Annotated in this window: 11 protein-coding genes; 6 read left to right on the top strand and 5 right to left on the bottom strand. The window is 59.5% G+C overall.

All coding sequences use genetic code 11. The annotated features are described in order from the left end of the window. Nucleotides 1–14 precede the first annotated feature (14 nt). The 5 genes from AC0J6G_RS12365 to AC0J6G_RS12345 all read right to left on the bottom strand — a co-directional run bounded on the left by AC0J6G_RS12365 (nucleotide 15) and on the right by AC0J6G_RS12345 (nucleotide 6,938). Nucleotides 15–1,445 (bottom strand): alginate export family protein, encoded by a 1,431-nt coding sequence (locus AC0J6G_RS12365; protein WP_475248117.1) that lies wholly within the window; start codon nucleotides 1,443–1,445, stop codon nucleotides 15–17. Next, entirely contained in the window at nucleotides 1,442–2,824 is a 1,383-nt protein-coding gene (locus AC0J6G_RS12360; RefSeq protein WP_475248115.1) for an alginate biosynthesis protein AlgK, read from the bottom strand. Before AC0J6G_RS12360 ends, AC0J6G_RS12365 begins: the two co-directional genes overlap by 4 nt. Next, a complete protein-coding gene (locus AC0J6G_RS12355; RefSeq protein WP_475248113.1) occupies nucleotides 2,821–3,999 on the bottom strand; it encodes a PilZ domain-containing protein in 1,179 nt (392 codons plus the stop codon). Before AC0J6G_RS12355 ends, AC0J6G_RS12360 begins: the two co-directional genes overlap by 4 nt. Nucleotides 4,000–4,060: 61 nt before the next feature. Then, on the bottom strand, nucleotides 4,061–5,542 hold the full coding sequence (locus AC0J6G_RS12350; RefSeq protein WP_475248111.1) for a glycosyltransferase family 2 protein: 1,482 nt from the start codon (nucleotides 5,540–5,542) through the stop codon (nucleotides 4,061–4,063). A gap of 85 nt (nucleotides 5,543–5,627) precedes the next feature. Then, entirely contained in the window at nucleotides 5,628–6,938 is a 1,311-nt protein-coding gene (locus AC0J6G_RS12345; RefSeq protein WP_475248109.1) for a nucleotide sugar dehydrogenase, read from the bottom strand. Between the two features lie 825 nt (nucleotides 6,939–7,763). Here AC0J6G_RS12345 and dmeF point away from each other — a divergent pair. The 6 genes from dmeF (at nucleotide 7,764) to AC0J6G_RS12315 (ending at nucleotide 13,277) form a co-directional block, all read left to right on the top strand. Then, nucleotides 7,764–8,759, top strand: a complete 996-nt coding sequence (gene dmeF, locus AC0J6G_RS12340; RefSeq protein ID WP_475248106.1) for a CDF family Co(II)/Ni(II) efflux transporter DmeF — start codon at nucleotides 7,764–7,766, stop codon at nucleotides 8,757–8,759. A gap of 309 nt (nucleotides 8,760–9,068) precedes the next feature. After that, nucleotides 9,069–10,460, top strand: coding sequence for a PhoH family protein (locus AC0J6G_RS12335; RefSeq protein WP_475248104.1), 1,392 nt, complete (start codon nucleotides 9,069–9,071; stop codon nucleotides 10,458–10,460). Nucleotides 10,461–10,627: 167 nt separating this feature from the next. Then, the gene (gene moaC, locus AC0J6G_RS12330) at nucleotides 10,628–11,104 is read left to right on the top strand and encodes a cyclic pyranopterin monophosphate synthase MoaC (protein WP_475248102.1); all 477 of its coding nucleotides are present in this window, start codon (nucleotides 10,628–10,630) and stop codon (nucleotides 11,102–11,104) included. Continuing rightward, the gene (locus AC0J6G_RS12325; protein WP_475248100.1) at nucleotides 11,101–11,343 is read left to right on the top strand and encodes a MoaD/ThiS family protein; all 243 of its coding nucleotides are present in this window, start codon (nucleotides 11,101–11,103) and stop codon (nucleotides 11,341–11,343) included. Before moaC ends, AC0J6G_RS12325 begins: the two co-directional genes overlap by 4 nt. 46 nt (nucleotides 11,344–11,389) lie before the next feature. After that, complete coding sequence (gene moaE, locus AC0J6G_RS12320) at nucleotides 11,390–11,857, top strand: molybdopterin synthase catalytic subunit MoaE (RefSeq protein WP_475248098.1); 468 nt, start codon at nucleotides 11,390–11,392, stop codon at nucleotides 11,855–11,857. Nucleotides 11,858–12,485: 628 nt separating this feature from the next. Further along, nucleotides 12,486–13,277, top strand: coding sequence for an ABC transporter substrate-binding protein (locus AC0J6G_RS12315; RefSeq protein ID WP_475248096.1), 792 nt, complete (start codon nucleotides 12,486–12,488; stop codon nucleotides 13,275–13,277). The last annotated feature ends 27 nt before the right edge of the window (nucleotides 13,278–13,304 follow it).

Genomic DNA, 13,304 nt, shown 5'->3' with positions numbered 1-13,304 from the left:
GCGCTTCATGCTGTTCAGTAGCGCCACACAACATCGACGACCGCGCGGTACATGCTTGAATCGCTGTTGCTGGCGAAGGCATCACCGGGGAAGAACACCCCACCGCGAAACCGCACCAGGGCCGATTGAGCGCCCAGCCAGCCCAACTGGGCCGGCATTTGGCCCTTGTTGAAGTAACGGGTGAAAACCAGATCGACTTCCTGGCCGAGGTCTTTTTCCCCTGGCTGCAGTTCGGCTTGCAGGCCGTTGGCGCTGGTTTGCTCGGCGTCCACGCGCCAGAAGCGGTGGTAAACCAGGCTGGCGTCGTAGTGCTCATCAATGATCAAACCGGCAAACAGGCTGACCGCCTGCAGGTTGTTCAGCTCGCCGCGATAGGCTTCGCCAAACCGGTTGAGGCTGGCCTTGGTGCCCGTGAAGTTGGAACGGTTGCTCTGCAGGTCGGTTTGCACGAATTGCTCAGAGTCATTCGCGCTGGCGCCCCCACTGGCGCGGCTATAGGTACTGCCGACGCGCCAGTGCTCATCGATATTCCAGCGCAGGCCGAGGTCGACGGCCCAGGCGTTGAGGTCTTGGCTGTTCTGGCCGACCACCAGGCGCTGGTCGCCGACCGTGGTGCTGCGCAGGCTGTCGATTTCACCGCTGAGCCAGGTCGCGCTGGCCCAATAACTAAGCGGGGCCAACGGGCGGGCGCTGTAGAACTCGCCATTGAGTTCGGCGCCAAGCCAGGTCAATTGGCCGTTGTAGGTTTTACTCAGGGTGTCGATGCGCTCGCCGGTGCTGGCCAGGTTGTCGCTGTCATCACTGTGGTGCAGCTTTAACCCCGCCCAGTGACCGGGCTGCCATTGATAGTTGATATCGGCGAGCAGGTGCTGGCGCTCTTCGTCTTGTGGCGCCAGCTCGTCGAGGTCGCTGCGGTAGTCGCTGAAGCGCTGTGCAACGGCCACGTGACCGGTCAGCAAGGTGGTGTCGAAGCGCCAGCGCAGCGCTTCGATATTGTTATCCCACCATAGGCCGTCGTCGCGGCGCAGGCGTTGCCGACCCACACGCAGAGATTCACCGGGGTAAGCAGTGAGGCCGCTGTAGTCGACCCAAAATTCGTGCAGGGCGACAAACTGCTTATCGCGGCTGCGCACGTCGTTGGCGGCGATGTCGCTCTCGCGGGGGTTGGATTCAATCACGTCGGTGGCGAGAAACGCCTCGCCCAGCAGGTAGGCGCTCCAACTGTCTTTCAGGCCATAAACCCAGGGCCGCGCACTGATACCGGCGCCGGTAAAGTCGCCGCCGTCGCGGCTGCCCAGGTCTTGATCATCCAGGGCTTGAGCGGTGAGTTTCATATTGACCCCCGCCGACACACCCGCTGGCAGCGGCGCAGCCATCAGCCAGGGGCTGCTCAGCAGGCTGGCGGTGCAAAGCAATAAAACCGGGATTTGCGGGTGGCGAGTCATAGCGATTCCTGCGCGGAGAGTGCCGCCTGGCTGAGGCTGAGGGGCGGTGTGCCACGGGCCTCAAGCTCGCGGGTGAGCAAGGCCTGGGCCTGAATTTTTTCAGCGGGTTGCAGCTGGCTCCCCAAGCGCTCGACCAACACCTGGCCGTAGGCCAAGCCGTGTTGCTGGGCGAGCAGAGCGAAGCTGTAGGCGTAGACGCGGTTGATCGTCACCCCACGGCCATCGCCGAACAGTTGGGCTAAGGCCTGGTCGGCCGCAATCTCACCGCCGCGTGCGGCGATCAGCAGGTGTTCGAGGGCTTTTTGCGGATCGATTTCACCCAGCTGGCCGCTGCTGTACAGCTTGCCCAGGGCCAAATTCGCCTTGGGTTGATCGGCCGCCGCCAACAGCAGGTAACGTTCGGCGGCTTGTGGGTCGGCGGGGAGCGCGCGGCCTTTGATCAGCACTTGCCCCAGTAGCAGCGCTGCGCGGGTTGAGCCGGCCGCTACACCCTGTTGCAGATAACCGCGTAGCACGCTGTCATCGCCCAGCTCGGGGTACTGCATCAGCAAGGCGCCGAGGCTCTGCCAGGCATCCGGGTAAACCTCAGTGAGGCTTAGGTACAGCGCTTTGGCGTGCTCGGGGTCGGGCTGGCCCAGGCTGCTGTCAGCCAATACTTTAGCCACGGCCTGGAGGCGTTCGGGCGGCACACGGGCAGCGCTGTAGTCGCGTTGCAAGCGCTCCAGCAGGGCCTGTTGTTTGGCCTGGTTAGCCTGGATCTGATAGATGCTGGCCAGCTCGACATAACACTCGCTGACCTGCGCCAACCAGCGTTCGCAGGTGGCCTGGATTTCTTCAAGGTGCTGGTCGTAGTCGCCACGGGCCCGGTACAGCTCGATCTTGCCCAGTTGTGCTTCGCCTATACCTTGGCGTTGCCATGCGCTGAGTTGCTGCTCCAGTGCGGTGCCGCTGAGCTGCTGCGGGTCTTGCAGCTGCACGCGCAGCCAGGGCAGCAGCGCGCTGTGGTCGCCGCTGGCGATGGCCTGACGCAGCAGGCGGGTGGCTTCGGCTCGCTCCTGCGGGCTGTTCACGGGCTTGTTCGCCAGCCATTTCCCCAGGCGCGGCGCGGCCAATGGCGATTGCGTCAGCGCCTGCCGATACAGGGCTTCGCCTTGCGCCTGCTCTTGCGCCGAGGCGCTGCGAATCAGCACATCGGCCAAACCAATTTGCGCATCGACATAGCCGCGCTCGGCCAATGGGCGAAAGTTGGCAGCGGCCGCGCTCAGGTCGCCGCCGGCTTTGGCCTGCTTGCCCAGATCAAGGTCGGGCAAGCTGCCGGCGCAGCCGGTCAGCAGGCCCAACCCCAGCAGTGGCACAAGCAGGGGGCTGGTCCGCTTCATTTGCCAATGGCCATGGTGGTGCGTGTCCACAGGCCGCCCAGCGGCTGGATGCGAACATCCACCGGGCGCTTGGACAGGGCGATGTCCAGCGGCAGTTTAGGGGTGATCATCACGCGGATGTCTGAGGCCAGGCCGCCGTCTTGCAGCGCCATCGAGCTGATCACGCCGCTGCGTGGGGTGTGTTCACCGCCCACCAGGAAGGTGACTTCGGTGCCTGGTTGCAGTTCGTCAAAGGCGCGGTAGGGAAAGCGCGCTTCGACGCTGGCGACGCTGTCCAGCGGCGCTAGGATAAACACCGCAGCGCCTTTGCTGGCCAGTTGGCCATCACCCACCAGTTGCGCCACCACGCGGCATTCGCAAGGGCTGGTCAGGGTGCCCTGAATATTTTTGCTGAACAGGCGCTCGAGGTTTTCCGTGGTCATCTCGCTTTCCGGCAGCACGTTTTTCAGCGCATCGAGCATGCTGGCGGAGAAGCTGGCGATCGGGGCACCCTTGCTGACAACAGCACCGACCTCGACCAGGCTTTGCAGGGTGCCTTCGCGCGGCATCGACACCTCTTGCCCGGCGGTGACAACCTGGGCCGAGTCGGCGTGGGTAATGAAGTAAATGTCATACAACTGGTAGAGCACATAGCTGCACGCGGCCACGCCGACCAGGAACACCAACAGGCTGACGGTGATGGCTTTGATCCGCGAAAACAGGCCGCCGGTGTCGTCCTGCTTACGCCCGCGCGCCTTGGTGAAGTTCTCCCGCTGCAGGGTGTTGAGCAGGTCGCCGACATTGATCAGTTCGCCGCTCATAAAGCTGCTGATGATGTGGCGCAGGGCGGAAATTTCACGTTGGCGCAGGTTGTGAAACTCACAGCCGGCGCGGTTCTCGTCCAAGGAGCGAACCTGGAAGTTGATCGCCATGGAGAAGCCGATACCGTCGACCTCAAACAGCAGTTTGCCTTTGTAGTGTTTGCCCTCGACCAGTTGGCCGTTTTTGGCTTCCAGGCTGAAACCGCCGGCGGATAAATCCAGCAGGGGCAATTCCATGGCTTTGCCATCGGCGTTGAGGAACCGCACCTTGGCTGGCAGCTTGAGGCGGGCGTGTTGGCGCTGGGCCTCGGCCTCATGCACCACGTTGCTGTTGGGGGTGCTGATGCCGCTAACGGGGTTTACGACTGCGCTCATGGTTATTTCCTTGGGTCATAAATGGTCGAACGGGATAGGTAAGGCGGGCACTGCCGCGCCTTCACACCACCCACATCAAGGCAGCTACAAAAACGCTGGCGGCAGAGAAGGTCATGGTTCGTGACGACCAGGTGTTGAACCAGCGCTGAAAGCTCGCCAGATCCCGGTTGAGTTTGGTTTTTTGGCGGGTCCAGGACTGTTGGTCGAGGCGGAAGAACACGTACACCTTCACCATCGCGCCAACGATCTGGTTGTAATAAAGAATCAGCGGGAAGGCCGGGCCAATGCGGTGCCCAGAGGCCAGTAGCAGCAGGGTTAGCAGCAGGCGAGTCAGGCCGATCCAGAACATGTACAGCAGCATGTAAGCGAAGCCGTATTTGAGGGTGGCGATGATCGCCACGCAGGGGCCAAGCAGGCTGGTCCACATGGACAGGCGCTGGTCGAACAGCACCAGGCTGGTAAACCAACCCAGGCGCTTGGTCCCCAGGCTCAGGGCCCGCGCGTTCTGCCGCAGGTTGTTGCCGTACCAGCGGAACATCAGTTTGCGGCTGGCCTTGATAAAGCTCTTTTCCGGTGGGTGCTCGACGGTGTTGATGGCGGCATCCGGCACGTAGAAGGTGTCGTAACCCATGCGCATCAGGCTGAACCAGCTGGATTTGTCATCACCGGTGAGGAACTTGAAGTTACCCAGGCGCCAATGCTGCAAGTGGTCGTTTTCCACGTCGGCGATAAAGCCGGGGTCGGTGATCACCTGGGCGCGGAACACTGACATGCGTCCGGTCAGGGTCAGCACGCGTTTGTTCAGCGCCATGGAACTCATGTTGATGTGGCGTTGGGCGAAGCGCAGCTTGTGCCACTCGCTCATGATGTAGCTGCCACGTACCTCGCAGAACTCGTTGGTGGTGAGCCCGCCGAGGTTATTGAACAGGTGGAAGAAGGGGACGGTTTTACCAATCACGCCGGGGCTGAGCACGGTGTCGCCATCGATGACCGCGACCACTGCACGTTCATCCGGCATGTGCCGGGAAATCGCGCGAAAACCATGGGCCAGGCCGTCACGCTTACCGGTGCCAGGTATGCGCACGAAATCCAGTTTGACCTGGGCGGGCGGGTTGAGCCGGCCCCAGAGGTTTTTGATCAGCAACTCATCGGACAACTCAACGATGGAGCAGACCAAGGTGCAGGGGTAACCGCAGTTGCTGGCCTCTTCAATCACCGAGCGGTAGACCTGGGCGGTGGTCAGCGCATCAATGCGAAAGCTGGTGACCAGCAGGTACACATGGGACGGGTCGGCGGCGCTGCCAAGCCGGTTGACCTTGCGCCGGTAGTGCGGGAACAGCACATAGAGAAACAGCATGCCACGCACGTAATGCAGCGCGCCCATGGAGTAACGCCAGATGCCCACTGCGCCGAGCAACAAGATGAAATCGCGCGACTCAGGGCTGAAGACCGTCGCGGGTAGCGCCAGGGCTAAGGCCATCAGCACTGTCAGGTATAACAGCCAACCGCCGGCCTGGCTAAGGCTCGCTTTGAGCTTGTCCATGGGGTGTCCATCGTTAAGTAGCGACTGGTTAACGCCTGCAGCGCAACACCCGGTGTGGCGCTGCAGGTTCCTTATGGCGCGGTGTTTACCAGCAAATGCCTTCACTGCCGGCGCGTGAGGCCGTGGGCATAAAACCGACCAGATCGACTACGTGTTTGCCAACCAGGGCTTGCTGCGCCAGGGCGGCAAAGCGTCCGTCACCATTGCCGAGAATGATGACCTCGGCGTTATCGACCACTGCGTCGAAGTCGCTGTTGAGCAGCGAGGACACATGCGGGATCTTCGCTTCGATGTATTCCTTGTTCGCCCCGTACACGCGCGCATATTCAACGTTGCTGTCGTAGATGCTCAGGTCAAAACCTTTGCCGATGAGCATCTCGGCCAGCTCCACCAGCGGGCTTTCGCGCAGGTCATCGGTGCCGGCTTTGAAGCTCAAACCGAGCAGGGCCACCTTGCGTTTGTCGTAGCTGGCGATGATGTTGTAGGCGTTCTGCACCTGCACCACGTTGCTGCGCATCAGTGAGCCAATCAGGGGCGCCTCTACGTCGAGGCTGCCGGCGCGGTAGGAGAGGGCGCGCACATCTTTCGGCAGGCAGGAACCGCCGAAGGCAAAGCCGGGCTTCATGTAGTACTTGGACAGGTTGAGTTTGTGGTCCTGGCAGATCACATCCATCACTTCGCGGCCATCCACACCCACGGCCTTGGCGATGTTACCGATCTCGTTGGCAAAGGTGACCTTGGTCGCATGCCAGACGTTGCAGGTGTACTTGATCATCTCGGCCACATCGATGTCCTTGCGGATGATCGGCGCATCAAGCTCCTCGTAGATGCTTTGCAACAGGTCACCGGAGGCCTGGTCCAGCTCGCCGATCACGGTCATGGGCGGGAAGTCATAGTCCTGAATCGCCGTGCTTTCGCGGAGAAACTCCGGGTTTACCGCCACTCCGAAATCGACACCGGCTTTCTTGCCCGAACAGTCTTCAAGGATCGGAATAACCACGTTTTTAACCGTGCCCGGCAGCACGGTACTGCGCACCACCACGGTGTGCCGTTGCGGCTTATTGCGCATGGCCATGCCGATTTCGCGGCACACCCCTTCGATGTAGTTTAATTCCAGGTCGCCGTTCTTTTTACTGGGTGTGCCCACGCAGATAAATGACACTTCACTGGCACTTACGGCCTCGGCCACATCGGTGGTGCCGCGCAAGCGACCACTGGTTTTACCCAGTTGTAATAACGCTTCGAGGCCGGGTTCTACAATGGGCGACTTGCCGCTGTTGATAAGGTCTATTTTAGTGGATGAGATATCCACGCCAATAACATCGTGGCCCCGTGCGGACAAACAACCTGCACAAACAGCGCCGACATAACCTAAGCCGAAAATACTAATTCGCATCGCACTAACCTCGTTTATTTATTACACAATCAGGGCGCGGCTATATGCCGTCGCCAGGGGTAAGCGCATTGCAAAATGCACGAATGCATTAATTTGAGCGTAACTAAGTAGGCACTAATAACAGCGTGCAGGAGGGGCTTATATAAGGCGCGCCCTTATTAAAATTTGGCTGATCGCCACGCGGGCTCTGGCTTGTAGCGAATGCAGTTGTTTACGCCGTAGTACCTATTCCGTTAAGTGACATAAGCTTTTGCCTGGCTAAGTGCGCCCGCACAGAGGGCGGTCTGCGAATTAGCGTTGGGCTGTTCTTCATGCCGCTTAGGCGATGAAGAGATCATTTACCTCGGGTCTGAGTCGTCGGGCTTTCTGATAGTTCCAAGATTAAATTAACTTTTAGAAAATATTTTTTAAATGCCCATAAACAAGGCGCTCGCACAGTAATGGCGCAGCGGGTCCGGGGCGCTTGACGGCACCGGCGGGAAGCAAAAAAGTTAGCAATATCAGTGAGGTGGTTGGCGAGCAAGTTGTTTGGGAGGGTGAATTATTAATTGGCGCCAATAATTAGTGTTGCGCAAATAAATAATTATAAATAAGCAGTCAGATGTTAGTGGTTGGCGTGGTTAGGAAAATAGTGATGGTTATTGTCAGGCAGTAGGACAGCTCAGCAGTTGCCGTTGTGCGCGTGTATTTGCATCAGTGCAGCGCACTGTCACTCAGCCGTCAGGCGTCTCAGCGGTGAGGAGCATGATGCGCTTGACCCCGGTGCCGCCACGGGGTTGTAGTTTGTGTTGGGTTTGTTACTGCTTAATCCTTCAAGGAGTTGCTATGACCGCCTGCAATCACTCGCGCTGGGAACCGTCCCACACCTATCGCCCGCTGGAGACCACCGCTGAACGCCAGGCTTGGCGCGTTACCGCACTGACCGGGGTGACCATGCTGGTGGAGATTGTTGCCGGCTATGCCTTTAACTCCATGGCGCTGCTGGCCGACGGCTGGCATATGGCCTCACATATGTTGGCCATCGGTTTGTCGGCGCTGGCCTATTTGCTGGCGCGGCGTTATGCCAATGATCCACGGTTTGCCTTCGGCACTTGGAAGATCGAGGTGCTGGCGGGGTTCGCCAGTGCTCTGCTGCTGGTTGTGGTGGTGGCGATGCTGGCCTTTGAGTCGGTGTGGCGCTTATGGCAGCCGCAAGTCATTACCTTTGATATGGCGTTGTGGGTGGCGGTGATTGGCCTGGTGGTCAACCTGGTGTCCGCCTGGTTGCTGCGTGATAGCCACGATCATGCACATGGCTCGGTGCATGCTCATGCCGATCACGATCACGATCACGATCACGATCACGATCACGATCATGCCGCGCCGCCTGCGGGGCGGGACCTCAATCGCCACGCCGCCTTTGTCCATGTGCTGGCCGATGCCTTGACCTCGGTGGCGGCTATCCTCGCGCTGGTGGGCGGTATGTTGCTGGGCTGGGACTGGCTCGACCCGCTGATGGGGGTGATAGGCGCGGTGATTATCGCGGTGTGGGCCAAGGGCTTGTTGATTGAAACCGGCAAGGCGCTGCTTGACTGTGAAATGGACCACCCGGTTGTGCAGCGCGTACGTACGGCGCTGGCCCTGGAGGCCGATACTGAGCTGGCGGACCTGCACCTCTGGCGCGTTGGCCGGGCGCAGTTCGCCTGCATCGTCAGTGTGGTGACCCATGGCGATGCTGAGGCGAGTCGTTATAAAGCCAGGCTGGCGGGCATTGCCGAGTTGGTGCATGTGACCGTTGAGGTCAATCGCTGTAAGGCTGAGCGTGAGCGCGCGCAGGGCTGATTGGGAAAAATTAGCGGGCTTGTACGCTGGCGTGACTTTCGACTTTAACGACGACCGCACAGGTCGCCAAGCGCTATTTAGCGGTGCAAAAAATAAACCCTAAAAACCGCAGAAATACGTTTTTCTGTCATCTTTTTTGGAGTATCAAGAAGACGCATCCTTTAAGACCGCCGAACCCTGCAGACAGGTGGCGGCCATTGGCCCTCAGCGTGTTTGCAGTCTTCTCAGCCCAGGCACTGAGAAGTCGGCGGCCCCTATGCGGCGCTCTCGCCCCTGCGCCGCTTGGCTACGACAAGAAGGTGACCGAGTATGGATGATCACGGACGCTCCAAGCCCACCGCCCCAACCCTGTACGCCCTCGACACCAACGTGCTGATTCACGACCCCAACGCGATGCTGAATTTTGAAGAGCACCACGTTGCCATCCCGATGACCGTATTGGAGGAGTTGGACAAACTTAAAACGGGTAAACAGGGCATCGCTGCCGAATGCCGCCAGGCCATTCGTTTGATCGACAAAATCCTCGGTAATGCCAACCCGGAGGAAGTGGAACACGGCGTCCCCATCCAGCGTGACAAAAGCGGCCCGTGCGGCTTTCTGTCCATTCTTATGAGCAAAAGTGCTGCCCCGGTCACCTGGCTGCCGGAAGACCTCAACGACAACAAAATCATCAACCAACTGGTCGAGCTGAAGGTGCGCCGCCCTGGCCTCAATGTGGTGCTGGTGACCAAAGACATCAACATGCGCCTCAAGGCGCGCGCCTGCGGCATTGATTCGGAGGATTACCACACCGACCAACTGGTCGACGATGTATCGCTGTTGTCGCAGGGTTACCACAACATGAGCGGCTCCTTCTGGGACCGCGTCAACAAGGTAGAAACCCGTCAGGACCACGGCCGCACCTGGCACCGCGTGCAGCTCATCGACAACCTGCCAGCGGTGCACGTCAACGAGTTCATCCTCGACGAGCAGGGCTTTGTTGGCTGGATCAAAGGCATCAAGCATGGCGAGTTGCTGCTGCTCGACATGCATCAAGAGCCGCTGATGCACCAAGAAGCCTGGGGGCTGCGCCCACGCGATATTTATCAATCACTGGCGCTGTTTGCCCTGCTTGATCCCGACATCCACTTAGTCAACCTGACCGGTGCGGCCGGCTCCGGTAAAACCATCCTGGCCCTGGCGGCGGCCATTGAGCAGACCATGGTCAGCAAACGCTATCGGCGCATCATCGCTACCCGCAGCGTGCAGGGGCTGGATCAGGAGATCGGCTTTCTGCCCGGCACCGAAGCCGAGAAGATGGAGCCCTGGCTCGGCGCGATTACCGACAACCTTGAAGCCCTGCACATGGAGGACGAGAACACCCACGGCAGCGTCGACTACATCCTGCAAAAGGTGCCGCTGCAGTTCAAATCCCTTAACTACATCCGTGGTCGTAGCTTCCAGCAGAGCCTGATTCTGATCGACGAATGCCAGAACCTCACTCCGCACCAGATGAAAACCATCATCACCCGTGCAGGCAGCGGTTCCAAAGTGGTGTGCCTGGGTAACCTGGCGCAGATCGATACACCTTACCTGTCGGCGCCCAGCTCGGGCCTGACTTACCTGACGGAGCGCTTCAAAGACTTCGAGCATGGCGTGCACATCACCTTGCAAGGCGTGCCGCGTTCGATCCTCGCCGAGTACGCTGAAACTCATATGTAAGCACTGTGATTGCCCTGCAGTGGTCAGCACTGCAGGGCGTTACCGCTGCATGCGTGTGCGAGCTTCACGTCACGCCGCCTCTGCCCACCTGAATCCTTCGGTATTCACAGCTGCCGAAACCTGACCCCTAGGTTTACAATCGCCGGATACCTGTCTGGAGTCTGCCTGTGTTAACCCATCTCGATTCCCAAGGCCGCGCCAATATGGTCGATGTCAGTGACAAAGCCCTGACCATTCGTGAGGCCGTGGCTGAAGCCCTCGTGCGCATGCGCCCAGAAACCCTGCAGATGATTACCCAGGGCGATCACCCCAAGGGTGACGTGTTCGCCGTGGCGCGCATTGCCGGCATTCAGGCCGCGAAAAAGACCAGCGACCTGATCCCGCTCTGCCACCCGCTGATGCTCACCAGCGTCAAAGTTGAGTTGTCGCCCGAAGGTGCGGATGCAGTGCGCATCACTGCGCGCTGCAAACTGACCGGACAAACCGGCGTGGAGATGGAGGCCCTGACCGCTGCCAGCATCGCCGCGCTGACCCTCTACGACATGTGCAAGGCGGTGGACCGTGGCATGGTGATCGAGAGCGTGCGCTTGCTGGAGAAAGTCGGCGGTAAGAGTGGGCACTTTGTAGCAGGGGAAGAAGCATGATCCGCGTACAGTATTTCGCCCGTTATCGCGAAGCGCTCGGCCTGGATGGCGAACAGCTGAGCGGGGCATTTGCCAGCCTCGACCAGCTGCGCCTGCACCTGTTGAGCCGTGGCGGGGTGTGGGAAGTGCTGGCCGAGCAGAGCCTGATGTGCGCGCGCAATCAAGAACTCTGCAGCCTGGATGAACCGCTGGCGGCCGGCGATGACGTGGCGTTCTTTCCTACCGTAACCGGCGGTTGAACCGGTTTTAGTCGCGGCCAAAGCCCCTCCCACAGAGAGTCTCTGCATGAGCATTCGCGTCCAGTCGCAACCCTTCGATCCGGGCGTTGAGCTTAACGCCCTTCATGCCGCCAACCTAGGGGTTGGCGCGGTGGTCAGCTTTGTTGGCTATGTACGCGACTTTAACCAAGGGCGCGAAGTCGGCGGCATGTTCCTCGAACACTTTCCCGGTATGACCGAAAAGGCGCTGGGCAAGATTGCGCAAGAGGCGGCGCAACGCTGGCCGCTGCTGGGGGTTGAGATCATCCACCGTGTCGGCCGGCTGGAGCCGGGCGAGCCGATTGTATTTGTTGGCACCACCAGCGCTCATCGCCAGGCGGCGTTTGATGCCTGCAATTTTGTGATGGACTACCTGAAAACCCGCGCACCGTTCTGGAAGAAAGAAGACACCGCCGAAGGCCCGCGCTGGGTTGAAGGACGTTGCGCGGACCAAGCGGCTGCAGCGCGCTGGCAGCCATCGAGTCGGTTGGGGTAGAACATCATTACATTCTTGCAGCTGGGCCATTTATTAGGCTTCGCTGCACTCAGCGCGAACCTACTACCTTTTGCCGTTTGTGCCTTTCAATCACCATCAGCCTTACTCGCCATGCCCATTACGGCTGTCCTGCATGATTCGCTGCGCCGGCACGCTTAGTTGCGTCAGTACATGCTTGGCGATTGTCGGTCGCAAAAAGTTGACTCGCTCAGCCAGCGGCAGAAAAGCAGGCTAGGTTATCGATTACCACTGCTAGGTCTTCACCGAGCATTTGGTGCCCATTCATAAGTCGATGAAAATCAGCTGCAAGGGCTGCAGGCGCTGATGTGGCTTACGGGTTGATAAGGGGAATGACCCTTGCCGTAGGCCGTTATGTATTTCATCGACTGCCCTTCTGGCTCTAAATACATTTCAGCAAGCGCTGGGAGTCGCGGACTGGGCAATGATTTTTGCTTACAAACATAGCCTGGTGCTATGCGTAACATAATAAATATGCATTTGATAAATGTTTGGCTCGGGCAGATTCTGGTTTCGCGGTGATGACCGATTGGCCATCTAGTGTGGGTTGAAGCAGGCTTGCGGGCTACGGCCAGCTTTACAACGAACTCCGATTCCAGAGGAAAACAATATGAATAAGACTCTCCGCTCTCTACTGCTGTGTGCCAGCTTAAGTGCTTTGCCGTTCGCAGTCGCCCAGGCCGCCGACGGCACTACCTTGCGCCTGGCCACCGAAGGTGCTTACCCACCGTTTAACTACTACACTGCCGACGGCCAGTTGGCCGGTTTCGATATCGAAATTGGCAAGGCCCTGTGCGAGCGCATGCAGGTCAAGTGCAGCCTGGTTGCCCAGGACTGGGACGGTATTATCCCGGCGCTGCTTGGGCGCAAATACGATGTGATCATCGCTTCCATGTTTATCACCGAGGAGCGCCGGCAGAAGGTCGCCTTCAGCGATCCCTATCAGAAGTCAGCGATGACCTTTGTGGTGCCCAAAGATTCCGAACTCAGCGATTTTAGCCCGGCTGCCATGGCTGGTAAGACCATAGGTGCTCAGGGTGCGGCCACCCAGGCTGATTATCTGATGGCCAAGTTCCCCAACTCCGACGTGCGCCTGTATCCGACCCAAGATGCGGTGAATCTGGACCTGGTGTCTGGACGGCTGGATGCCCAGGTCGGTGACATGATCCCCATGCTCGACTGGACTCTGAAGTCCAAGGACGGCAGCTGCTGCCGCCTGGCTGGTGAGCCGATCAGCGATCCCAAGTATGTCGGCGAAGGCGTCGGCATGGCGCTGCGCAAGGAGGACGAGGCGCTACGTCAGCAACTCAATGAGGCCCTGGCCTCGATCATCGCCGATGGCACCTACCAGGCCATCAACGACAAGTTCTTCTCGGTCAACCTGCTGACCCTGGAGCAGTGAGCCCCGCGCTGCTGACCCGTTGAACGA

This window comes from Pseudomonas sp. TS_SC_3, from assembly GCF_056156225.1.
This window is presented reverse-complemented; position numbering and strand designations above follow the sequence as displayed.